The organism is Pseudomonas sp. GW823-FHT02E01 (assembly GCF_058797535.1).
Window position 1 is genome coordinate 179,105 of record NZ_JBXAJS010000008.1, and the last position, 23,223, is coordinate 202,327.

A 23,223-nucleotide genomic window follows, 5' to 3' on the forward strand; every position below is an offset into this window, starting at 1 on the left:
AGACCTGCTAAATTCAGTTCCTATCGGTTAACAACAATAATGAGTCTGCGAGGCCTTCCGTGATCCAGTTTTTACTAAACCAGGAACTCCGTAGCGAGCACGCCCTGGACCCGAACCTGACCGTGCTCAATTATCTGCGCGACCATGTGGGCAAACCCGGCACCAAAGAAGGCTGCGCCAGCGGTGACTGCGGCGCCTGCACCGTGGTGGTCGGCGAATTGCAGACCGATGACGACGGCCGCGAACACATTCGCTATCGCAGCCTCAACTCGTGCCTGACCTTCGTGTCGTCCCTGCACGGCAAGCAACTGATCAGCGTCGAGGACCTCAAGCACAAAGGTGAACTGCACAGCGTGCAGAAAGCCATGGTCGAGTGCCACGGCTCGCAATGCGGCTTCTGCACCCCAGGCTTTGTGATGTCGCTGTTTGCCCTGCAAAAGAACAGCGATGCACCGGATCATGCCAAGGCCCACGAAGCACTGGCCGGCAACCTCTGCCGTTGCACCGGCTACCGGCCGATCCTGGAAGCCGCCGAGCAGTCCTGCTGCGCCAAGCAACCGGACCAGTTCGACGCCCGCGAGGCCGACACCATCGCACGCCTGAAAGCCATTGCCCCGACCGATATCGGCGAACTCAACAGCGGCGACAAGCGCTGCCTGGTGCCGCTGACCGTGGCCGACCTGGCCGACCTCTACGACGCTTATCCACAGGCCCGCCTGCTGGCCGGTGGTACTGACCTGGCGCTGGAAGTCACGCAGTTCCACCGCACCCTGCCGGTGATGATCTACGTCGGCAACGTCGCCGAGATGAAGCGCATCGACCGCTTTGACGATCGCCTGGAAATCGGCGCCGCCACGTCCCTGTCCGATTGCTACGAGGCCTTGAACGCCGAGTACCCGGACTTCGGTGAATTGCTGCACCGCTTCGCGTCCTTGCAGATCCGCAACCAGGGCACCCTGGGCGGCAACATCGGCAACGCCTCGCCGATTGGTGACTCGCCGCCCCTGCTGATCGCCCTCGGCGCGCAAATCGTGCTGTGCAAAGGCGAAACCCGCCGTACCCTGGCGCTGGAAGATTACTTCATCGATTACCGTGTCACTGCGCGCCAGGAAAGCGAGTTCATCGAGAAGATCATCGTGCCCCGCGCCAGCGTCGAAAAACTGTTCCGTGCCTATAAGGTTTCCAAGCGCCTGGACGATGACATCTCGGCAGTCTGCGCCGCCTTCAACATTCGCCTGGAAAACGGCGTCGTCGCTGAAGCCCGCGTTGCCTTCGGCGGCATGGCCGCCATCCCGAAACGCGCCGCAGCCTGCGAAGCCGCGTTGCTCGGTTCGCCATTCAACAACGCCACTGTCGAACGCGCCTGCGCTGCCCTGGGCGAAGACTTCACACCGCTCTCGGACTTCCGCGCCAGCAAGGAGTATCGCCTGCTCAGCGCACAGAACCTACTGCGCAAATACTTCATCGAACTGCAAACACCGCACATCGAGACTCGGGTGACCGCTTATGTCTAATCATCACGCCGTAGAGAAGACCCAAGCCGAATTGGCTGAACTGTTCGCCAAGGACCTGACCACCGGTGTCGGCCGCAGCGTCAAGCACGACAGCGCCGCCAAGCATGTGGCCGGTGAAGCGCAGTACATCGACGACCGCCTGGAGTTTCCGAACCAGTTGCACGTTTATGCGCGCATGTCGGACCGTGCCCACGCCCGGATCATCAGCATCGACACTTCGCCCTGCTACGCCTTTGAAGGCGTGCGCATCGCCATCACCCACGAAGACGTGCCGGGCCTGAAGGACATCGGTCCGTTGCTGCCGGGCGATCCCCTGCTGGCGATCGATACCGTGCAATTCGTCGGTCAACCGGTGATCGCCGTGGCGGCGAAAGACCTGGAAACCGCGCGCAAGGCGGCGATGGCCGCAATCATCGAATACGAAGACCTGGAGCCTGTGCTGGACGTGGTCGAAGCGCTGCGCAAGCGCCATTTCGTACTCGACAGCCACACCCACAAACGCGGCGATTCGGCCACGGCGCTGGCCACTGCCGAACATCGCATCCAGGGCACGCTGCACATTGGTGGCCAGGAACACTTCTATCTGGAAACCCAGATCTCTTCGGTGATGCCGACCGAAGACGGCGGCATGATCGTCTACTGCTCCACGCAAAACCCCACCGAAGTGCAGAAGCTGGTGGCCGAAGTGCTGGACGTGTCGATGAACAAAATCGTTGTCGACATGCGCCGCATGGGCGGTGGTTTCGGCGGCAAGGAAACCCAGGCGGCCAGCCCTGCATGCCTGTGCGCGGTGATCGCGCATCTCACCGGCCAGCCGACCAAAATGCGTCTGCCACGGGTCGAAGACATGCTGATGACCGGCAAGCGTCACCCGTTCTATGTCGAGTACGACGTGGGCTTCGACAGCACCGGGCGCCTGCACGGCATCAACCTGGAACTGGCCGGCAACTGCGGTTGTTCCCCTGACCTGTCGGCGTCGATCGTCGACCGCGCGATGTTCCACTCGGACAACTCATACTACCTGGGCGATGCGACCATCAACGGTCACCGCTGCAAGACCAACACCGCCTCGAACACCGCTTACCGTGGCTTCGGTGGCCCGCAAGGCATGGTCGCCATCGAAGAAGTGATGGACGCCATCGCCCGTCATCTGGCCCTCGACCCGCTGGCGGTGCGCAAGGCCAACTACTACGGCAAGACCGAGCGCAACGTCACCCACTACTACCAGACCGTCGAGCACAACATGCTCGAGGAAATGACCGCGGAACTGGAAGAAAGCAGCCAATACGCCGAGCGCCGCGAAGCGATCCGTCGCTACAACGCCAACAGCCCGATCCTGAAAAAGGGCCTGGCGCTGACCCCGGTGAAATTCGGTATTTCCTTCACCGCCAGCTTCCTCAACCAGGCCGGTGCCCTGGTGCACGTCTACACCGACGGCAGCATCCACCTGAACCACGGTGGCACCGAAATGGGCCAGGGCCTGAACACCAAGGTCGCGCAAGTCGTGGCCGAAGTGTTCCAGGTGGAAATGGATCGCGTGCAGATCACCGCGACCAACACCGACAAAGTACCGAACACCTCGCCGACCGCCGCGTCCAGTGGCGCCGACCTGAACGGCAAGGCCGCGCAGAACGCCGCCGAAACCATCAAGCAACGCCTGGTGGAATTCGCGGCTCGCCAGTACAAGGTCAGCGAAGAGGACGTGGAATTCCACAACGGCCACGTGCGGGTTCGCGATCACATCCTGACCTTCGAAGCGCTGATCCAGCAGGCGTATTTCGCCCAGGTGTCGCTGTCGAGCACCGGCTTCTACAAGACCCCGAAAATCTACTACGACCGCAGCCAGGCTCGCGGCCGTCCGTTCTACTACTTCGCCTTTGGCGCGGCCTGCTGCGAAGTGCTGGTCGACACCCTGACCGGCGAATACAAGATGCTGCGCACCGACATCCTCCACGACGTCGGCGCCTCGCTGAACCCGGCCATCGACATCGGTCAGGTCGAGGGCGGTTTCATCCAGGGCATGGGCTGGCTGACCATGGAAGAGCTGGTGTGGAACAACAAGGGCAAGCTGATGACCAACGGCCCGGCCAGCTACAAGATCCCGGCCGTGGCGGACATGCCGCTGGACCTGCGGGTGAAGCTGGTGGAAAACCGCAAGAACCCCGAAGACACGGTGTTCCATTCCAAGGCTGTGGGCGAGCCGCCGTTCATGCTCGGCATCGCCTCGTGGTGTGCGATCAAGGACGCCGTGGCGAGCCTGGGCGATTACCGGCATCAACCGAAAATCGACGCCCCGGCGACGCCGGAGCGAGTGTTGTGGGGCTGTGAGCAGATGCGCCAGTTGAAGGCGGCGAAGGCTGTCGAGGCTGAGACCGAGTTGGCTTCGCTCTAGGACCGAGGTGCGGCTATCGCGAGCAAGCTCGCTCCCACAGGGTTATGTGCTGACTGATGGACCTGTGCAAATCCAATGTGGGAGCGAGCTTGCTCGCGATGGCGGACTAACAGACACACAGATGTCGAGGTGAACATGTACAACTGGATCGACGCCCTCGCCGACCTGCAAAACCAGGGTGAGCCCTGCGTGCTGGTTACCATCATCGAAGAGCTCGGCTCGACGCCGCGCAACGCTGGCTCGAAGATGGTCATCAGCGCGAACCAGAGCTTCGACACCATCGGTGGCGGGCACCTGGAATACAAGGCCATGAAGATCGCTCGCGAGATGCTCGCCAGCGGCAAGCAGGACACCCATCTGGAGCGCTTCAGCCTCGGCGCCAGCCTCGGCCAGTGCTGCGGTGGCGCGACCGTATTGCTGTTCGAACCGATGGGCCAGGTTCAGGCGCAGATCGCCGTGTTCGGTGCCGGCCACGTCAGCCGCGCGCTGGTGCCACTGCTGGCCAGCCTGCCCTGCCGGGTGCGCTGGATCGATTCGCGGGAAGATGAATTCCCCGAGCAGATCCCCCATGGCGTGCGCAAGATCGTCAGCGAAGAACCGGTGGATGAAATCGATGATCTGCCGGCCGGCAGCTACTACATCGTGATGACCCACAACCATCAACTCGACCTCGAACTGACCGCTGCGATCCTCAAGCGCAACGACTTCGCCTACTTCGGCCTGATCGGTTCGAAGACCAAACGGGTGAAGTTCGAACATCGCCTGCGCGACCGCGGTTTCGACAACAGCGTCGTGCAACGCATGCGCTGCCCGATGGGCATCGGCGAAGTCAAAGGCAAGCTGCCTGTGGAAATCGCCATCTCCATCGCCGGCGAAATCATCGCCACCTATAACGCGAACTTCGGCCAGCAAACCTCCAGCGCCGGATCGATTGCCAAACTGCTGCCTGCCTCACGCCGCAGCCAAGCCTCCAACTGAGAATTCTCATGCCTCTGACTCGCAAAGCCTACCGCGCCGCCATCCTGCACAGCATCGCCGACCCAGCCGTCGTTGGCATCGAAGCCTCCTACGAGTATTTCGAAGACGGCTTGCTGGTTGTGGATAACGGCCAGATCAGCGCCCTCGGTCACGCCAGCGAACTGCTGCCGACCCTGCCGGCTGACGTCGAAATCACCCACTACCAGGATGCACTGATCACCCCCGGCTTCATCGACACCCACATCCACCTGCCGCAAACCGGCATGGTCGGCGCCTATGGCGAGCAACTGCTGGACTGGCTCAACACCTACACCTTCCCGTGCGAAAGCCAGTTCGCCGACAAGGCCCACGCCGACCAGGTCGCGGACATTTTCATCAAGGAACTGCTGCGCAACGGCACCACCACTGCGCTGGTATTCGGCAGCGTGCACCCGCAATCGGTGAACTCGTTCTTCGAAGCGGCCCAGCAGCTCGACCTGCGGATGATCGCCGGCAAGGTGATGATGGACCGCAACGCCCCGGACTACCTGACCGACACCGCCGAATCCAGCTATGTGGAAAGCAAGGCGCTGATCGAGCGCTGGCACGGCAAGGGTCGTCTGCACTACGCGGTCACCCCACGCTTCGCACCGACCAGCACCCCGGAACAGCTAACCCTGGCCGGCCAGCTGCTGACCGAATACCCGGATCTGTACATGCAGACCCACATCAGCGAAAACCTCAAGGAAATCGAGTGGGTCAAGGCGCTTTTCCCGGAGCGCAAGGGTTACCTGGACGTCTACGATCACTACCAGTTGCTCGGCGAGCGCTCAGTGTTCGCCCACGGTGTGCACCTGTGCGATGACGAGTGCGCGCGACTGGCAGAAACAGGTTCGGCCATCTCGTTCTGCCCGACCTCGAACTTCTTCCTCGGCAGCGGCCTGTTCAACCTGCCGATGGCCGAGAAGCACAAGCTCAATGTCGGTATCGGCACCGATGTGGGTGGTGGCACCAGTTTCTCGCTGCTGCAAACCCTCAACGAAGCCTACAAGGTCATGCAACTGCAAGGTGCACGCCTGAGCCCGTTCAAGTCGCTGTACCTGGCCACCCTCGGCGGCGCCCGCGCATTGCGCCTGGAAGACAAGATCGGCAACCTGCAACCGGGCACCGACGCCGACTTCCTGGTGCTGGACTACAACGCCACGCCGCTGCTGAGCTATCGCCTGAAGCAGGCCAATAACATCGCCGAGACATTGTTTGTGTTGATGACCCTGGGGGATGACCGGACCGTGCAGCAGACCTATGCAGCGGGGAATCTGGTGCATCAGCGGTAAATTTCTCCGGACATAAAAAATCCCCCGTGATCATCAGATTCCGGGGGATTTTTTTGACCCTCTGTAGGAGCGAGCCTGCTCGCGATGGACTCAAGGGCGCCGCGGGTTTTCAGATGCCCCGCGTAATCGTTAACGACCATCGCGAGCAGGCTCGCTCCTACAGGGGGCGGTGTCAGATTTTCGCGGGCGAACGCCCAGGCTTCTTGGTCTGCAGCAAATGCGAGAACACCGCATGCAGATCATCCGACGCACTTTCCTCATCGAGGTTGAGTTTGCTGTCGATGTGATCCATGTGATGCATCATCAGGTTCACCGCCAGTTCAGCGTCGCGCTTTTCGATGGCGTCGATCAACTGGGTGTGCTCGTCGTAGGAGCAATGGGAACGGTTGCCGCTTTCGTACTGGGCGATGATCAGCGACGTCTGGGACACCAGGCTGCGCTGGAAGCTAATCAACGGGGCGTTCTTCGCCGCTTCGGCCAGTTTCAGGTGAAACTCGCCCGACAGACGGATACCGGCACCGCGATCACCGCGCGAGAAGCTGTCGCGTTCATCGTTGACCATCTGGCGCAACTCGGCAATCTGCTCGGCGGTAGCGTGCTGAACCGCCAATTCGGTGATCGCACGCTCGACCAGACGGCGGGCCATGAACACCTGACGGGCTTCTTCGACGCTCGGGCTGGCGACCACGGCGCCGCGATTCGGACGCAGCAGCACCACGCCTTCATGGGCCAGGCGCGACAAGGCGCGGCGAATGATGGTGCGGCTGACCCCGAAAATTTCCCCCAGCGCTTCTTCGCTCAACTTGGTGCCGGGCGCCAGACGCTGCTCGAGGATGGCCTCGAAGATATGCGCGTAGACAATATCGTCCTGGGTACCGCTGCGGCCGGCTTTGCCTGCTCGCGGTTGTTTCTTTAGGGGTTGCAACTGTTCGTTCATGGGCACTCGAGTCGGAAGAACTGCGGCGAATTGACCGTGACTGTAATACGACACAGTGGGTCGCTGGCAAGTATCGCGTAAAAAACACTGCGATTGTACACAATGGAGGGTGGCAACACGACTGTACGGCTGAATGTTGCCTCGGCTGTATTGCAACGTCTGGTTACTTTTGAGTTTAGGCTTGTTCGCAGAATCCGCCTTTGTAACGCGATCCCTGTGGGAGCGAGCTTGCTCGCGATGGCGGCGTCACATTCAGCACTTCTGTTGGCTGATCCACCGTTATCGCGAGCAAGCTCGCTCCCACAGAGTTCGTGTTGCAGCGGACATCTTCATCTGTAAAAGGAACACCGCCGTCATGAACGACGCCACCCACACGCAAATCCGCCCGTTGGCCGACACCTCGCCCTCGGCCATCGTCGCCGGCTTCATCGCCATGATGACCGGCTACACCAGCTCCCTGGTGCTGATGTTCCAGGCCGGGCAAGCGGCGGGCCTGAGCAGCGGGCAGATTTCTTCGTGGATCTGGGCGATTTCCATCGGCATGGCGGTGTGCTCCATCGGCCTGTCCTTGCGTTATCGCACGCCGATCACCATTGCCTGGTCGACCCCGGGCGCAGCGCTGCTGATCACCAGCCTGGGCGGCGTGAGCTACGGCGAAGCCATTGGTGCCTATATTACCTGCGCGGTGCTGGTGACGATTTGCGGGCTGACCGGCAGCTTCGAACGACTGGTGAAAAAGATTCCGGCATCCCTGGCCGCCGCCCTGCTGGCGGGGATCCTGTTCAAGATCGGCAGCGAGATTTTCGTCGCAGCGCAACACCGCACTGCCCTGGTACTGGGGATGTTCGTCACTTATCTGGTGGTCAAGCGCCTGTCGCCGCGCTATGCGGTGTTGGCGGCATTGCTGATCGGCACGGCATTGTCAGGCTTCATGGGGTTACTGGACTTCAGCGGCTTCCACCTGGAAGTGGCCACGCCGGTCTGGACCACACCGCATTTCTCCCTGGCCGCGACCATCAGCATCGGCATCCCGCTGTTTGTCGTCGCCATGACCTCACAAAACATGCCCGGCATCGCCGTATTGCGCGCCGATGGTTACACGGTACCCGCCTCGCCGCTGATCACCACCACCGGCATCGCCAGTTTACTGTTGGCACCGTTCGGTTCCCACGGGATCAACCTGGCGGCGATCAGCGCAGCGATCTGCACCGGTCCGCACGCCCATGAAGACCGTAACAAGCGCTACACCGCGGCGGTCTGGTGCGGGATCTTCTACGGGATTGCCGGCGTGTTCGGCGCGACGCTCGCGGCATTGTTTGCCGCGCTGCCCAAGGAACTGGTGCTGTCGATTGCGGCGCTGGCGCTGTTCGGCTCGATCATCAATGGCTTGAGCATCGCCATGAGCGAAGTGAAGGAACGTGAAGCGGCGCTGATCACCTTCATGGTCACCGCATCGGGGCTGACGCTGTTTTCCATCGGTTCGGCGTTCTGGGGGATTGTCGCGGGGGTGGTGACGCTGCTGATCCTGAACTGTAGGAGCGAGCTTGCTCGCGATGGTCGTCAACGATAACGCCGGGAACCTGAGACCCCACGGCGCTCTCAGGTTCATCGCGAGCAAGCTCGCTCCTGCAAAAAAAGCAAAAAAAAACGGCGACCCTTGGGTCGCCGTTTTTTTCAGAACATCAAGCTACCGGATTGATCGGCTTTTCCGGGTACCAGACGTCCAGCAGCGGGCTGACTTCAACGCTGGTCAGCTCGGTGCGGCCTTTGAGCCAGGCTTCAACGGCAGCGCGCTGTTCAGCGCTGACCGAGCCACGCTTCTGCAGGCAAACCAGACCGTAGTCGTCGCCGCCAACATAGCCCAGACCGTTGGCTTCCATGGCTTCTTTGAGGAACGCGTCGAGGAAAGCATCAATGGCTTCATCAGCCAAATCTTCTTTGAAATCCAGGTTCAGTTCGAAACCCAGCTCTTGAAATTCATCGACGCACAGTTTTTTGCGCAGACGCTGGGAACGGTTAGTCGCCATTGGAACAATCCTCTTAAGTAATAACGGGCGGCACTTTAGCAGTTTAAGCCGCCGATTGCCTGACTCTCTGGGCCACCACGCCTACCGTCGGTAAAAAAATAGCCGATCAGGATGCTCGCGCACGGCACAAGCCGTGACACCTTGGGGCATAATGCCGACACTTTCATGACCATTGAGGGAATTTATCTCCATGCCCTCTTTATATTTCCCCCTCGGCTGTAGGGTTTTATTTCAGATGATCAAATCTTTGCGTCCTTTGCTGTTGGCCGGTTTTCTTCTCCCACTGGCCCTCGCCGTTTCCGCCGCTCCAATCAATACCGCGTTGTCGCCCAACGTTGAAAAAGCCCTGAAAGCCAGCAAACTGCAGGACAACGCCCTGTCGCTGGTGATGATCCCCCTCACCGGCCCCGGCACCCCGACGGTGTTCAACGCCGACGTGTCGGTCAACCCGGCATCGACCATGAAACTGGTCACCACCTACGCGGCGCTGGAAATGCTCGGCCCGAACCACCAGTGGAAAACCGAGTTCTACACCGACGGCACCCTCAGTGGCGGCATTCTCAACGGCAACCTCTACCTCAAGGGTGGCGGCGATCCGAAGCTGAACATGGAAAAACTCTGGCTGCTGATGCGCGACCTGCGCGCCAACGGCGTGACCCAGGTCACCGGCGACCTGGTGCTGGATAAAACCTTCTTCGTGCAACCGCAACTGCCGGAGTTCAATGACGACGGCAACGATGATAACAAGCCGTTCCTGGTCAAGCCCGACTCGCTGCTGGTCAACCTCAAGGCGCTGCGCTTCGTCGCGCGCAATGACTCGGGCAAGGTGCTGGTCTCGGTGGAGCCGCCGATTGCGAGCATCCGCATCGACAACCAGGTCAAGGCCCTCAACTCCAAGCAATGCACCGGTGGCGTGCGCTACAACCCGGTGGCTCAGGCCGACGGCAGCGTGACCGTGACGGTCGGCGGCCAACTGGGTGAAGGCTGCAGCTCACAGACTTACCTGTCGCTGCTCGACCACGCGACCTACACCGCCGGCGCCGTCCGCGCGATCTGGAAGGAGCTGGGTGGCAGCATTCAGGGCAGGGATGTGCTGGCGCCAACACCGAAAGACGCCAAGGTCCTGGCCCGGGCGTTCTCGCCAGACCTGGCGGAAATCATCCGCGACATCAACAAGTACAGTAACAACACCATGGCCCAGCAGTTGTTCCTGAGCCTGGGCCAACGTTTCCGCACCGATGCCGATGGTGACGACGCCAAGGCTGCCCAGCGTGTCGTGCGTCAGTGGCTGGCGAAAAAGGGCATCACCGCGCCGCACCTGGTGATGGAGAACGGCTCCGGCCTGTCCCGTGCCGAGCGAGTCAGCGCCCGAGAAATGGCCTCGATGCTGGAAGCTGCCTGGCACAGTCCGTATTCCGCCGAATACATCAGTTCGATGCCGATCGCCGGCACCGACGGCACCATGCGCAAACGCCTGAAGACCACTGCGATGCGCGGTGAAGCCCACGTCAAGACCGGCACCCTGAACACCGTGCGGGCGATCGCCGGTTTCAGTCGCGACGTCAACGGCAACACCTGGGCGGTGGTGGCGATCCTCAACGACAAGGCCCCGTTCGGCGCCTCGTCGGTGCTCGATCAGGTGCTGCTGGATCTGTACCGCCAACCGAAAACGCCGCAAACGGCGTCGGTGTTGTAACCGAATCTAGAAAGCTCCAGAGATCTACTGTGGGAGCGAGCTTGCTCGCGATGGCGGCATGACAGTCAGCATCAATGTTGAATGTAAAACCGCTATCGCGAGCAAGCTCGCTCCCACAGGGTCTGCGTACAACCCGGGTTAACTCATCTCCCCCTCTACCCGATCCCTTCCTGCCTGCTTCGCCGCGTAAACCCCGGAATCCGCGCGCAACAGCAAAGCATCGGCGCCCTCCCCGACTCGCCAACTGGCAATCCCGAAACTGGCAGTGACCGTACCGACACCTTCAATCGGTGAACTGCGCAGGCCTTGCCACAATTGCTGGGCCAACATATAGGCCTGTTCGCCGCTGATATCCGGGCACAGCACCATGAACTCCTCACCGCCCAAGCGGCAGAACACATCGGTGCGACGCAGCCGGTGGCCGATCCGTTGGCACACGGCCTGCAACACCCGATCACCGATGGCATGACCATGCAGGTCATTGATGCGCTTGAAATGGTCGATATCGAGCATGATCACCGACAGATCCCCACCGCCACGCTCCACCCGGGCCATTTCGATGGTCAAGCGCTCCTGGAAATAACGCCGGTTATGGATACCGGTCAGGGAATCGGTGACCGACAACGCGCGCAACTCTTCTTCCACCCGCTTCCTATCGGAAATGTCTGAGATGTAGCCGTGCCACAGCACACCGCCACCGGGCAGTTCCTCTGGCGTGGCCTCGCCACGCACCCAACGCAGACCCCGTTGCGGCAATTGCACGCGGTATTCCTCGCGCCAGGGGCTGAGGGTGTCGGCCGAGGCGCGGATCGAGGCACGGACACGGGTGCTGTCCTGGGGGTGAATCCGGGTGAAGATCGCTTCGGCATTGAGCAGCAGCACGTCAGGTTCCAGCTCGTAGATCTCGCGAATGCCGTCGCTGGCGTAGATCACGCTGAAACGCCCGTCGAACTCCATCTTGAACTGGTAGATGCCACCGGGCACGTGGGCGCTGAGTTTCTTCAACAACAGATCCCGCGCCGCGAGCGCCTCATGGACCCGCTTGCGTTCGGTGATGTCTATGCACACCGCCAGGTGCCCGACCCACAGGCCTTGCTCGTCGAGCACTGGCGTGGCGAGCATGTTGACGATCAAATGGCTGCCATCGCCACGTACCAGCGTCCACTCCCGCGCCTCGTGGCTGCCCTGCGCGTCGCCTTCGACCAGCATCGCCTGGCAGGTCGGCACCGGTTTACCATAGCGTGCGCTCAACTCTGCCGAGCGAGCGACCAGCTCCCGGGGCAGGTGCAGGCTCTCCAGGGTCATATGCCCCACCACCTCGGCACTGGTATAGCCAAGCATCTGCTCAGCACCGGCGTTGAAGGTGCTGATGACACCGCGCAGGTCGGTGGCGATGATCGCGACCTGGGTGGCGGCATTCAGCACACCACGCAACTGACCATGGGTGCCGCGCAGCTCCTGCTCTCGATCCCGTAGCTCCCGGGTGCGTTGCTCGACCATTTTCAACGCCCGCTGCCGCTGGCTGACCAACACATACAGCAAGGCACTGAGCATCACGCTGAGCATTCCACCCAACACCACCACACTGGTCACGGAGGAATGATTGGCCTTCACGAACGCATCGCTGGGCTGGATATCGACTTGATAGTCATGGTCGGCCATGCGCAACAGGCGCGTGGCCGACAGCTCGCTGATGGCTGGCGGGTTGGGTGACTCGAACAGCACCTCGTGCTGGTCATCGATCGACAAATCGAGGATGCGCACCGAGAGATAGTCATGGCTGGCGTCCGGCAGTCCGTCCGCCAACAACTGGCGCATGCTGATCACGGCCATGACATAACCGTAGGGCTTCGTGGATTTGCGGTCCTGACTGTTGCGCTGCATGAGCGGCGCGACCAGCAGCACGCCGCGCGCATAAGCCGGTTCGATACTCACCAGATGCATCGGTTGTGATACCGCCATACCGCCACGCTGATCGGCCCGAGCGAGCGTGGCACGCCGCAGCGGCTGAGCCAGCAAGTCGTAACCGAAAGGAGCGCCGAGTTTGCTTTGCGTCTGGCTGTACAGCACCGCCACGTACTCATCTCGCTCGCTGGCCAGTTGCAATTGGCCGTCGGCGTTGAGCTCCCTCAGGGTGAAGTTGTTCAAGCCCTCGTCTCGCACCCGACGCTCGAACGCCGCCCGCTCGTCACGAGTGACCCGCTGGGCATAGGAATACGCTTGGGTTCGCAGCAGCAAAGGTAGGGTGTAGCCGTCGAATTCCGCTCGAGACACCGAATCGGAATTGGCGAAAAACCGGCGCAGGCCGTCGAGGCGCTGCTCCTGATCTTCGAAACGCTCTTCGATACGGCTGTAACGTTCACTGGCCAGCAGTTGGAAACGTTGCCGCAATTGATGGTGAAACAGATTCAGCGTCGACCACGCCAGCAACCCGGTGAGCACCCCGCCAACCAGCAATACCAGCAGCGCGACCAACCAGGCCGAGGCATCTTCGCTGATTATTCCCAGGATCCTGGGGCGCACGGCGTGCAACGACATAAAACGCAAACTCAAAACGCCAGGTGCGGAGAAGCCCTTTGGCCATGAACTGAGTTATAGCTATTAGCCACTAATTTGACCAGCACTGAAACCCTGTAGGAGCGAGCTTGCTCGCGATAGTCGATAACGATAACGCGTGCTTTCTGAATACACGCGGCGCTTTCGGGTTCATCGCGAGCAGGCTCGCTCCTACAGTGAATCAGCACAGCTATCAACGAGCCGTGATTTTCCAGGCGCGATGGATCTTGGCGTTGCGGGCAAAATCCGGATCGATGGTCTGGGCGGTGATCTCCTCGACTGCATAACGCTCGCCGAGATTGGCTTCCAGTTCAAACTTGCGGAAGTTGTTGGAGAAGTACAACACGCCGCCGGGCGCCAGTCGCGCCATGGCCAGGTCGATCAGTTGCACCTGGTCGCGCTGCACGTCGAAGACACCTTCCATGCGCTTGGAGTTGGAGAACGTCGGCGGGTCGATGAAGATCATGTCGTACTCGTCACGACTGGCTTCGAGCCACGCCATCACATCACCCTGCTCCAGGCGGTTCTTGTCGGAGAAACCGTTCAACGACAGGTTGCGACGCGCCCAGTCCAGATAGGTTTTCGACAAGTCGACACTGGTGGTGCTGCGCGCGCCGCCCTTGGCCGCATGCACACTGGCCGTCGCGGTGTAGCAGAACAGATTGAGGAAGCGCTTGCCGGCCGCCTCTTTCTGGATACGCATGCGCATCGGCCGGTGGTCGAGGAACAGACCGGTGTCGAGGTAGTCGGTGAGGTTCACCAGCAGCTTCACGCCACCCTCATTGACCTCGACGAACTTGCCCTGTGCCGCCTGGCGCTCGTACTGCTTGGTGCCGCTCTGGCGCTCGCGGCGCTTGACCACCACACGGCTCTTGTCGATGTTCAACGCCTGCGGGATGGCTGCCAGGGCATCGAACATGCGGGCCGAAGCCTTTTCCGGATCGATTGATTTCGGCGCGACGTACTCCTGGACATGCACCCAATCGTGATACAGGTCGATGGCCATGGAGTATTCTGGCATGTCGGCATCGTACACGCGGTAGCAGTCGATGCCTTCACGCTTGACCCACTTGCCCAGGGCCTTGAGGTTCTTTTGCAGGCGGTTGGCGAACATCTGCCCGCCTTCGCTCAGGCGCGGCTGCTCGACCACTGGAGCCGGTGCCGGCGCCGGTTTGATCGGGTTGCCGTTTTTGTTGAACTTGCGTTCCTGCGGTTCGTTCGGCGCCTGATCGTAGGCGGCTTGCTCGCGCTCGACCTGGCGCTGCTCCGGAGTACGACGCTCGCCGGTGACGAATTGATCCGGCAACACCTTGATCAGCAACAGCTTGCACGGCAAGGCGCCGTTCCAGAACGAATACTGCTTGTGGCTGCGGATACCCATGCGCTTGCCCAGGTCCGGGGCGCCGGTGAACACCGCGGCTTCCCAGTTGAGGCAAGCCTGACGCAGGCGTTCGCCAAGGTTCTGGTAGAGGTAGAGCAGGCTCGCCTCGTCGCCCAGACGCTCGCCGTATGGTGGGTTGCAGATCACCAGGCCTTTCTGGTTCTGGTCCGGACGCGGCTCGAAGGTCGCGACTTCGCCCTGGTAAATCTTGATCCACTCACTGAGGCCGGCACGCTCGACGTTGTTGCGGCCCGGTTGAATCAGGCGCGGGTCGGCTTCGTAACCGCGAATCCACAGCGGCGGCTTGGCCAGGCCGGCCGCGGCGCGTTCGGTGGCTTCTTCGTGGAGTTTTTTCCACAGCGCCGGTACGTGACCGAGCCAGGCGGTGAAGCCCCACTGCTCGCGACGCAGGTTCGGCGCCATGTCGGCGGCGATCATGGCGGCTTCCACCAGGAACGTGCCGACGCCGCACATCGGGTCGGCCAGAGCGCCGCCTTCGGCCGCGATACGGGGCCAGCCGGATCGGATCAGGATGGCGGCCGCGAGGTTTTCCTTGAGCGGCGCCGCACCTTGCTGCAAGCGATAGCCGCGCTGGTGCAGGCTGTGACCGGACAGGTCAAGAGACAGAATGGCTTCGCCACGATCCAGGCGCAGGTGAATGCGCAGGTCCGGGTTGAGCTTGTCGATGGACGGACGGTCGCCTTGCGGGGTGCGCAGTTTGTCGACGATGGCATCCTTGACCTTCAGCGCGCCGAAGTGGGTGTTGTCGATACCTGAGCCATGGCCGCTGAATTCGACGGCCAGGGTGCCGTCATTGAGCATGTGGTCTTGCCACTCGATGTCCAGCACGCCGTGGTACAGGTCTTCGGCGTCCTTCATTTGGAAACGCTTGAGCACCAGCAGCACGCGGTTGGCCAGGCGCGACCACAGGCACAGGCGATAAGCGGTTTCCATGGTGGCCATGCCGCGTACGGCAGAGGTGTGCTCCCGCGCTTCCTCAAGGCCAAGCCCGACGGCTTCCTCGATGAGCAGGCCTTCAAGGCCTTTTGGGCAAGTGAGGAAGAGTTCGAAACGATCGGACATGGGAATTCCAGAACCTTTAGCTAAGTGACCGGGCAACGCATTGCCGGTCCGGTTTTCAATCAGGCGCTTTTCTCGAAGAGCGCCCGCGTGGCACGAAGGTGTGCCGTTCCACCCCTGCTGCTCGGGTTAAATGAGCTTAGATGCAAGGACAGATAAAAAAGTTGATGCAACAAAATGTCATAAGTCGACCCTTCGTCGAATAGTGCTTCCCGGCAACGGGAGCCATTCTCACTAAAGGATTAAGCCCATCATCCAGCGCAGAGCCGATCATACCGGGGTTTGGCCAATAAATACGCTACAAACGCTCTGTTACTTATGGCGTTAGCACATGAACGGTTACGTCCTTATGACAAAACGATCATTCCCTCGATGTGACGCATTGGTTAGAACTCAATACAGGTTGGCGCCGCAATGACGCCAACACCTTGGCTCGTCACGCCGGCAACGAGCCCCCAACGGCAGAGTTTTTCTGCCAGACCTCAATAGAGGTCGACGCGATAAATACAGTCAACAAGTGAGGGCAACACCCTATGAGAAGACTTAAGCGTGATCCGTTGGAAAGAGCATTTTTGCGCGGATATCAATATGGCGTTGGTGGTAAATCCCGTGAGCTTTGCCCATTTACTCTACCGTCGGTACGTCAAGCCTGGATTAACGGCTGGCGAGAAGGACGCGGCGACAACTGGGACGGTATGACCGGCACTGCGGGAATCCACAGACTCAACGAACTTCACGCCGTCGGCTAATTACAGGGCAGAACACTCCGACACGACAATCTGATTTGTACTGAATTAACCATGCACGTCCCATCCGGACGGCGGGCTCCGGCCCAGGGGCTCCTTTAAAGGGGCCCTTTTTTATGCCTGCTTCACATTCAGCGACGATACCCTTGTGGCGAGGGGGCTTGCCCCCGTTGGGTCGCGAAGCGGCCCCGAAACCAATCGACTCGGTGACACCGGTAAAACACAGTGGCCGGAATTGCGGCTGCTTCGCAGCCGAACGGGGGCAAGCCCCCTCGCCACAAAAGCTCGCTAGCGTAGGGCTGCGATTGCGTCTACGGACTCACGAATCAGCGCCGGGCCTTTGTAGATGAAGCCCGAGTAGATCTGCACCAGGCTCGCGCCCGCGGTGATTTTCTCCGCTGCGTGCTTGCCTTCGGTAATACCGCCGGCAGCGATGATCGGCAGCCGACCACCCAGCTCCGATGCCAGCACTTTCACGGTGTGGGTGCTCTTGTCGCGAACCGGCGCGCCGGACAGACCACCGGCTTCTTCGCCGTGCTCCATGCCTTCGACGCCTACACGGCTCAGGGTGGTGTTAGTCGCAATGACCGCATCCATCCCGGTTTCGATCAGCGCTTGCGCAACTTGTGCGGTTTCTTCGTCGCTCATGTCCGGCGCGATCTTGATCGCCAGCGGTACATGTTTGCCATGACGCAATGCCAATTCCGCGCGGCGCTCGGCCAGATCGGCCAGCAACTGCTTGAGCGAGTCACCGAATTGCAGGCTGCGCAGGCCCGGCGTGTTCGGCGAGCTGACGTTGACCGTCACATAGCTGGCGTGGGCGTAGACCTTGTCCAGGCAGATCAGGTAGTCGTCCACGGCACGCTCGACCGGCGTATCGAAGTTCTTGCCGATGTTGATGCCCAGCACGCCCTTGTATTTGGCCGCCGCCACGCGGGCCAGCAGGTGATCGACGCCGAGGTTGTTGAACCCCATGCGATTGATGATCGCCTCGGCTTCCGGCAGACGGAACAGGCGCGGCTTCGGGTTGCCCGGCTGCGGACGCGGCGTGATGGTGCCGATTTCGACAAAACCGAAACCCAGTTGGGCGAAACCATCGATGGCCGCGCCGTTCTTGTCCAGGCCGGCGGCCAGCCCCACCGGATTCGGGAAGTCCAGGCCCATGACATTCACCGGCGTCTTCGCCGGGGCCTTGCACAGCAAGCCGTTGAGCCCAAGACGCCCGCCCGCGCCGATCAGGTCCAGGGACAGATCGTGGGAGGTTTCCGGGGAGAGTTTGAACAACAGCTGACGGGCCAGGGTGTACATGGGCGGATTTGACTCGATTGGCGGCGAATTGAGGCGGCGATTATAGCCGGGCAACGGGGTGGCAAGCGAGGCGCGTGATCAAATCAACGGATAATGGCATATGCCTTGCACCACTCTGGGCACCAGCACCCATGCCAACGACCGAATGTGTGCAAAGACAATGGCGTCGTCCCCGACCTGCTCATGCAAGAACTCGGGACGACGTTTTTTTTGCAAGGTGAACACGCGATGAACGAACCATCAGCCGGCCCTCTGGCCTGGGTCAATGGCAGCGATGCCCCGGAAAAAACCGAAATCAATCTCGGCTTCATGGCTCTGAGCGACTGCGCCTCGGTGGTTGTCGCCGCCACCCAGGGCTTCGCCCAACCCCATGGCTTGACCCTGAACCTCAAGCGTCAGTCGTCCTGGGCCAACCTGCGGGACAAACTGGTCAGCGGCGAACTCGATGCCGCCCACTGCCTCTACGGTCTGGTTTACGCCGTTCACCTGGGCATCGGTGGCGTGGCCGCGACCGACATGGCCGTGCTGATGGGCCTGAATCAGAACGGCCAGAGCATCAACCTGTCCCGTGGTTTGCAAGCGCTTGGAGTGACCAGTCCTGAAGCACTGGAACGGCACGTGCACCAAACTCGCTCAAAATTCACCTTCGCCCAGACGTTTCCAACCGGCACCCACGCCATGTGGTTGTATTACTGGCTCGCCAGCCAGGGCATTCACCCGCTGCTGGATGTCGACAGCGTGGTGGTGCCGCCGCCGCAAATGATCGCGCACCTGCGGGCCGGGCGTATCGACGGGCTCTGCGTCGGCGAACCCTGGTCCGCCAGCGCCGTGCAACAGGACCTCGGCTTCACCTTGGCGACGACCCAGACCATCTGGCCCGATCATCCGGAAAAGGTCCTGGGCTGCACCCGCGCCTTCGTCGAGCAATACCCCAACACTGCCCGCGCGTTGGTGATGGCGATTCTGGAGGCCAGTCGCTTCATCGAAGAAAGCAGCGAAAATCGTCGCAGCACCGCGCAATTGCTCAGTGCAGCGCAATACCTCGATGCGCCGCTGGAGTGCATCGAGCCGCGCCTGCTGGGCGACTATGTCGATGGTCTGGGCAATCGCTGGCAAGACCCACACGCCCTGCGCTTCCATGGTGAAGGCGAGGTCAATCTGCCGTACCTGTCCGATGGCATGTGGTTCATGACCCAGTTCCGTCGCTGGGGTTTGTTGCGCGACGACCCGGATTACCTCGCCGTGGCCCGTCAAGTCCAGCAACTAGACTTGTATCGTGAAGCGGCCAGCGCTGTAGGTGTCGCGGCACGGGGCAAGGAGATGCGCAGCAGTCAGTTGATCGACGGCAAGACCTGGGACGGTTCGGACCCGGCCGGTTATGCCCGCAGTTTCAAACTGCACGCCATGAGCGACAGCTCGCACCGATCCGCCAGCCGCTGACAGGAGACCATGAACATGCTGCGTATCCTGCTGATCAATGACACCGCTAAAAAAGTCGGGCGCCTGAAGGCCGCCCTGATCGAGGCCGGATTCGAAGTGATCGATGAATCCGGCCTGACCATCGACCTGCCCGAACGCGTCGAAACGGTGCGTCCGGATGTGATTCTGATCGATACCGAGTCACCGGGCCGCGATGTCATGGAACAAGTGGTGCTGGTGACTCGCGACCAGCCACGACCGATTGTGATGTTCACGGACGAACACGACCCCGATGTGATGCGACAGGCGATCAAGTCCGGTGTCAGCGCCTACATCGTCGAAGGCATTCACGCACAACGCCTGCAGCCGATTCTCGATGTGGCCATGGCACGTTTCGAAAGCGATCAGGCCTTGCGTGCCCAACTGCATGCCCGCGACCAGCAATTGGCCGAGCGCAAGCGCATTGAACTGGCCAAGGGACTGCTGATGAAAATGAAGGACTGCAACGAGGAAGAGGCCTACACACTGATGCGCCGCCAGGCGATGAGCCGCCAGCAGAAGCTGATTCAAGTGGCGGAGCAGATTATTGCCATGAGCGAGTTGCTCGGCTGAAGTCCAGTGACGCTTGTAAGGTCCGCCATCGCGAGCAGGCTCGCTCCCACAGGTGGTTTGTGTTCGACGCCATTCCCTTGTGGGAGCGAGCCTGCTCGCGAATGGCTGCTCGATTTCGAGTGTTGGCACAGATCTCGCTAAGTAATCACCACAGGTAACCAACGGCGGTTGCCCCACCTACGACAAAGACGTCGCTCACCTCATTTGCCCTTGGCGGATCGGGTAGCGGCGTTTTTTCGTTTTGGCCCCACAGCACGGGGCCGGTGGTGCGGCCGTATCGGCGCCCCACCTGCAAGCTCATGACTCCTTTCGAGACTCTTCACAGCTGAGGTGCGCAATGAATTCAAGCTTCTGGAAATCCGGCCATACACCCACATTGTTCGCAGCTTTCCTCTATTTCGACCTGAGCTTCATGGTCTGGTACCTGCTCGGTCCTTTGGCGGTACAGATCGCCGCCGACCTGCACCTGACGACGCAGCAACGCGGGCTGGTGGTGGCCACGCCGATTCTGGCCGGGGCGGTGTTGCGCTTCGTGATGGGGATGCTGGCTGATCGCCTGTCGCCCAAAACCGCCGGCCTGATCGGTCAGGTCATCGTGATCTGCGCGCTGTTTGGCGCCTGGAAACTCGGAATCCACAGCTACGAGCAGGCGTTGCTGCTGGGCCTGTTCCTCGGCATGGCCGGCGCTTCGTTCGCCGTCGCCTTGCCCCTGGCCTCGCAGTGGTATCCGCCGCAGCATCAAGGCAAGGCCATGGGCATCGCCGGCGCGGGGAACTCGGGCACGGTGCTCGCCGCATTGATCGCCCCGGTGCTGGCGGCGGCGGTTGGCTGGAGCAACGTGTTCGGTTTCGCCCTGATTCCGCTGATTCTGACCCTGATCGTCTTCGCCTGGCTGGCCCGCAATGCCCCCGAGCGGCCAAAAGCCAAATCCATGGCCGACTACTTCAAGGCCTTGGGCGATCGTGACAGCTGGTGGTTCATGTTTTTCTACAGCGTGACATTCGGCGGCTTCATCGGTCTGGCCAGTGCCCTGCCCGGTTATTTCAACGACCAGTACGGCTTGAGCCCGGTGACCGCCGGCTACTACACCGCAGCCTGCGTGTTCGGCGGCAGCCTGATGCGCCCCTTGGGTGGCGCGCTGGCTGACCGGTTCGGCGGCATTCGGACTCTGCTGGCGATGTACACCGTCGCGGCGATCTGCATTGCCGTGGTCGGCTTCAATCTGCCGAGTTCCTACGCCGCACTGGCACTTTTCGTCTGCACCATGCTCGGTCTGGGCGCAGGCAATGGCGCGGTATTCCAATTGGTGCCCCAGCGTTTTCGCCGGGAAATCGGCGTGATGACCGGCCTGATCGGCATGGCCGGCGGTATCGGTGGCTTTGCCCTCGCGGCCGGCATGGGCGCGATCAAGCAAAGCACCGGCAGCTATCAACTGGCACTGTGGTTGTTCGCCAGCCTCGGCGTTCTGGCCTGGTTCGGTCTGCACGGCGTAAAACGTCGCTGGAGAACCACCTGGGGTTCGGCCGCCGTGACGGCAGCGCGAGTCTGACGCCCCGATGAGCCTGCAACTGAGTTTCGCCGAAGCCAGCGCCATCGGTCCTCGCGAGGAAAACCAGGATGCCCTGCGCCTGGTCACGCCGGCTCCGGCGCTGGCCGCGAGCAAGGGTTACCTGTTCGCGATTGCCGACGGAGTCAGCCAATGCGTCGATGGCGGTCTGGCTGCCCGTTCGACGCTGCAGGCCCTGGCGCTGGATTACTACGCCACGCCGGAAACCTGGAGCGCCGCACAGGCACTCGATCGCCTGCTGCTGGCGCAGAACCGCTGGTTACAGGCCAATGGCGGCGGACAACCGCTGCTGACCACCCTGAGTGCGCTGGTCCTGCGCGGCCGGCGTTTTACCCTGGCTCATGTCGGCGATTGTCGGGTGTATCGCTGGCACGCCGACCAATTGCAGCGAATCAGCGAGGATCACGTCTGGGACCAGCCGGGCATGCAGCATGTGCTGAAACGTGCGCTGGGGCTCGATCAACACCTGGTGCTGGATTTTCTCGACGGTGAGTTGCGCCCCGATGAATGCTTCGTCCTGCTCAGCGACGGCGTCTGGGCCGTCCTGGGCGATACCGCCATTGCCGCGATCCTGCGCGATCAACCGGACTTGCACAGCGCTGCGAACACCCTGGTCAATGCTGCGCACCTGGCGGGCAGCCAGGACAACGCCAGCGCCATGCTGGTGCGGGTCGATGCCCTCGGCGAAGCGAGCATTGGCGATGCGTTGATGCACTTACAGCAATGGCCACTGCCGCCTGCCCTGAAACCGGGTCAGGCGTTCGAGGGCTGGCAGGTCGAGGGGATCGTCGCACAGAGCCAGCAATCGCTGCTTTATCGCGTTCGCGACAGCCAGCAACAACCCTGGCTGTTGAAAACCCTGCCCGGTCGCCTGCACGACGATCACCAGGCCGGGCAAGCGTTACTGTCGGAAGAATGGTTTCTCAAACGCGTGGCCGGTCGACATTTTCCTGAAGTCCACTCCGCCAGTCAGCGTCAGCATTTGTACTACGTGATGCGTGAATATTCGGGCGCTACCCTGGCCCAACGACATGAGCAAGGCGGACCGCTGCCGCTGCCCCAGTGGCAAGACATCGCCGAACGCTTGCTGCGAGCGGTCGGCCTGTTGCATCGACGGCAGATCCTGCATCGCGATATCAAACCGGAAAACCTGCTGCTGGGGGACGATGGTGAGTTGCGCCTGCTGGATTTTGGCCTCGCCTACTGCCCCGGGCTTTCGCAAGATCTGCCTTGGGCGCTGCCGGGTACACCCAGTTACATCGCACCCGAAGCCTTTCGCGGCGAAGTACCGACGCCACAGCAGGACTTGTACGCCGTCGGAGTAACCCTGTATTTCCTGCTCACCGGGCATTACCCCTATGGCGAAATCGAAGCCTTCCAGCGCCCGAGGTTTGGCCTCCCGGTCAACGCCAGCCGCTACCGGCCCGACCTGCCGGACTGGATCGCCCATAGCCTGGAGCGCGCCGTGGCGGCGGCTCCCGACCAGCGTTTCGAAACAGCGGAAGAATGGCTGCTGCTGATCGAACAGGGCGAGCGCCACAGCTTGAGCGTGCGCCCCAGGCCCTTGCTGGAGCGCGAACCGCTGAAAGTCTGGCGAACATTGGCGCTGATATCGTTGCTGCTCAATCTGGTGCTGCTGATGGTTGCGCTCCATTAGCGGGCAAAGCGCCTTGAATCGGTGCACTCCCTCACGGTTC

At 61.3% G+C, this 23,223-nt stretch carries 16 protein-coding genes; 11 read left to right on the plus strand and 5 right to left on the minus strand.

The window, feature by feature from the left end; translation table 11 throughout:
• Window positions 1-59: 59 nt before the first annotated feature.
• The 4 genes from xdhA (at window position 60) to guaD (ending at window position 6,197) form a co-directional block, all read left to right on the plus strand.
• Window positions 60-1,514: a xanthine dehydrogenase small subunit gene (xdhA, locus tag AC1RDQ_RS20355; RefSeq protein WP_150812383.1), complete on the plus strand. Its 1,455-nt coding sequence runs from the start codon at window positions 60-62 to the stop codon at window positions 1,512-1,514.
• Window positions 1,507-3,906, plus strand: a complete 2,400-nt coding sequence (gene xdhB / locus AC1RDQ_RS20360) for a xanthine dehydrogenase molybdopterin binding subunit (RefSeq protein ID WP_150812382.1) — start codon at window positions 1,507-1,509, stop codon at window positions 3,904-3,906. The genes xdhA and xdhB overlap by 8 nt, the downstream gene beginning before the upstream one ends.
• A gap of 135 nt (window positions 3,907-4,041) precedes the next feature.
• Window positions 4,042-4,884 (plus strand): xanthine dehydrogenase accessory protein XdhC, encoded by an 843-nt coding sequence (gene xdhC / locus AC1RDQ_RS20365; protein ID WP_492587978.1) that lies wholly within the window; start codon window positions 4,042-4,044, stop codon window positions 4,882-4,884.
• A gap of 8 nt (window positions 4,885-4,892) precedes the next feature.
• A complete protein-coding gene (guaD, locus tag AC1RDQ_RS20370) occupies window positions 4,893-6,197 on the plus strand; it encodes a guanine deaminase (RefSeq protein WP_218496748.1) in 1,305 nt (434 codons plus the stop codon).
• 172 nt (window positions 6,198-6,369) lie between these two features.
• Here the strand turns inward: guaD and AC1RDQ_RS20375 are convergent, their stop codons facing one another.
• Complete coding sequence (locus AC1RDQ_RS20375; RefSeq protein ID WP_007971481.1) at window positions 6,370-7,134, minus strand: GntR family transcriptional regulator; 765 nt, start codon at window positions 7,132-7,134, stop codon at window positions 6,370-6,372.
• Between the two features lie 355 nt (window positions 7,135-7,489).
• On the opposite strand from AC1RDQ_RS20375, the gene AC1RDQ_RS20380 reads away from it, so the two are divergent.
• The gene (locus tag AC1RDQ_RS20380; RefSeq protein WP_407515276.1) at window positions 7,490-8,704 is read left to right on the plus strand and encodes a benzoate/H(+) symporter BenE family transporter; all 1,215 of its coding nucleotides are present in this window, start codon (window positions 7,490-7,492) and stop codon (window positions 8,702-8,704) included.
• A gap of 112 nt (window positions 8,705-8,816) precedes the next feature.
• Here AC1RDQ_RS20380 and AC1RDQ_RS20385 read toward each other — a convergent pair whose 3' ends face one another.
• Entirely contained in the window at window positions 8,817-9,161 is a 345-nt protein-coding gene (locus AC1RDQ_RS20385; protein ID WP_007971486.1) for a YggL family protein, read from the minus strand.
• A gap of 235 nt (window positions 9,162-9,396) precedes the next feature.
• On the opposite strand from AC1RDQ_RS20385, the gene dacB reads away from it, so the two are divergent.
• The gene (dacB, locus tag AC1RDQ_RS20390; RefSeq protein WP_057715692.1) at window positions 9,397-10,857 is read left to right on the plus strand and encodes a D-alanyl-D-alanine carboxypeptidase/D-alanyl-D-alanine endopeptidase; all 1,461 of its coding nucleotides are present in this window, start codon (window positions 9,397-9,399) and stop codon (window positions 10,855-10,857) included.
• Window positions 10,858-10,995: 138 nt separating this feature from the next.
• On the opposite strand, the gene AC1RDQ_RS20395 is transcribed toward dacB, so the two are convergent.
• Both AC1RDQ_RS20395 and rlmKL read right to left on the minus strand, forming a co-directional pair.
• A complete protein-coding gene (locus AC1RDQ_RS20395) occupies window positions 10,996-13,395 on the minus strand; it encodes a sensor domain-containing diguanylate cyclase (RefSeq protein ID WP_492587979.1) in 2,400 nt (799 codons plus the stop codon).
• A gap of 211 nt (window positions 13,396-13,606) precedes the next feature.
• Entirely contained in the window at window positions 13,607-15,877 is a 2,271-nt protein-coding gene (gene rlmKL, locus AC1RDQ_RS20400) for a bifunctional 23S rRNA (guanine(2069)-N(7))-methyltransferase RlmK/23S rRNA (guanine(2445)-N(2))-methyltransferase RlmL (RefSeq protein ID WP_057715695.1), read from the minus strand.
• Window positions 15,878-16,407: 530 nt separating this feature from the next.
• Here rlmKL and rmf point away from each other — a divergent pair.
• A complete protein-coding gene (gene rmf, locus AC1RDQ_RS20405) occupies window positions 16,408-16,623 on the plus strand; it encodes a ribosome modulation factor (RefSeq protein ID WP_003223300.1) in 216 nt (71 codons plus the stop codon).
• Window positions 16,624-16,908: 285 nt separating this feature from the next.
• Here the strand turns inward: rmf and AC1RDQ_RS20410 are convergent, their stop codons facing one another.
• Window positions 16,909-17,928: a quinone-dependent dihydroorotate dehydrogenase gene (locus AC1RDQ_RS20410; protein WP_090454050.1), complete on the minus strand. Its 1,020-nt coding sequence runs from the start codon at window positions 17,926-17,928 to the stop codon at window positions 16,909-16,911.
• A gap of 228 nt (window positions 17,929-18,156) precedes the next feature.
• On the opposite strand from AC1RDQ_RS20410, the gene AC1RDQ_RS20415 reads away from it, so the two are divergent.
• From AC1RDQ_RS20415 to AC1RDQ_RS20430, 4 genes are all read left to right on the plus strand, one after another.
• Entirely contained in the window at window positions 18,157-19,368 is a 1,212-nt protein-coding gene (locus AC1RDQ_RS20415) for a CmpA/NrtA family ABC transporter substrate-binding protein (RefSeq protein ID WP_492587980.1), read from the plus strand.
• A gap of 15 nt (window positions 19,369-19,383) precedes the next feature.
• Entirely contained in the window at window positions 19,384-19,959 is a 576-nt protein-coding gene (locus tag AC1RDQ_RS20420; RefSeq protein ID WP_057715697.1) for an ANTAR domain-containing response regulator, read from the plus strand.
• A 337-nt stretch (window positions 19,960-20,296) separates the two neighbouring features.
• Complete coding sequence (locus AC1RDQ_RS20425; protein ID WP_057715698.1) at window positions 20,297-21,508, plus strand: nitrate/nitrite transporter; 1,212 nt, start codon at window positions 20,297-20,299, stop codon at window positions 21,506-21,508.
• A 7-nt stretch (window positions 21,509-21,515) separates the two neighbouring features.
• Complete coding sequence (locus AC1RDQ_RS20430; RefSeq protein WP_492587981.1) at window positions 21,516-23,183, plus strand: bifunctional protein-serine/threonine kinase/phosphatase; 1,668 nt, start codon at window positions 21,516-21,518, stop codon at window positions 23,181-23,183.
• Window positions 23,184-23,223 lie beyond the last annotated feature (40 nt).

Bases quoted from the DNA above. Each gene is read 5' to 3' on its own strand.
- xdhB (WP_150812382.1), top strand. From the start codon at position 1,507: ATGTCTAATCATCACGCCGTAGAGAAGACCCAAGCCGAATTGGCTGAA.
- xdhC (WP_492587978.1), top strand. From the start codon at position 4,042: ATGTACAACTGGATCGACGCCCTCGCCGACCTGCAAAACCAGGGTGAG.
- guaD (WP_218496748.1), top strand. From the start codon at position 4,893: ATGCCTCTGACTCGCAAAGCCTACCGCGCCGCCATCCTGCACAGCATC.
- AC1RDQ_RS20375 (WP_007971481.1), bottom strand. From the start codon at position 7,134: ATGAACGAACAGTTGCAACCCCTAAAGAAACAACCGCGAGCAGGCAAA.
- AC1RDQ_RS20380 (WP_407515276.1), top strand. From the start codon at position 7,490: ATGAACGACGCCACCCACACGCAAATCCGCCCGTTGGCCGACACCTCG.
- AC1RDQ_RS20385 (WP_007971486.1), bottom strand. From the start codon at position 9,161: ATGGCGACTAACCGTTCCCAGCGTCTGCGCAAAAAACTGTGCGTCGAT.
- dacB (WP_057715692.1), top strand. From the start codon at position 9,397: ATGATCAAATCTTTGCGTCCTTTGCTGTTGGCCGGTTTTCTTCTCCCA.
- AC1RDQ_RS20395 (WP_492587979.1), bottom strand. From the start codon at position 13,395: ATGTCGTTGCACGCCGTGCGCCCCAGGATCCTGGGAATAATCAGCGAA.
- rlmKL (WP_057715695.1), bottom strand. From the start codon at position 15,877: ATGTCCGATCGTTTCGAACTCTTCCTCACTTGCCCAAAAGGCCTTGAA.
- rmf (WP_003223300.1), top strand. From the start codon at position 16,408: ATGAGAAGACTTAAGCGTGATCCGTTGGAAAGAGCATTTTTGCGCGGA.
- AC1RDQ_RS20410 (WP_090454050.1), bottom strand. From the start codon at position 17,928: ATGTACACCCTGGCCCGTCAGCTGTTGTTCAAACTCTCCCCGGAAACC.
- AC1RDQ_RS20415 (WP_492587980.1), top strand. From the start codon at position 18,157: ATGAACGAACCATCAGCCGGCCCTCTGGCCTGGGTCAATGGCAGCGAT.
- AC1RDQ_RS20420 (WP_057715697.1), top strand. From the start codon at position 19,384: ATGCTGCGTATCCTGCTGATCAATGACACCGCTAAAAAAGTCGGGCGC.
- AC1RDQ_RS20425 (WP_057715698.1), top strand. From the start codon at position 20,297: ATGAATTCAAGCTTCTGGAAATCCGGCCATACACCCACATTGTTCGCA.
- AC1RDQ_RS20430 (WP_492587981.1), top strand. From the start codon at position 21,516: ATGAGCCTGCAACTGAGTTTCGCCGAAGCCAGCGCCATCGGTCCTCGC.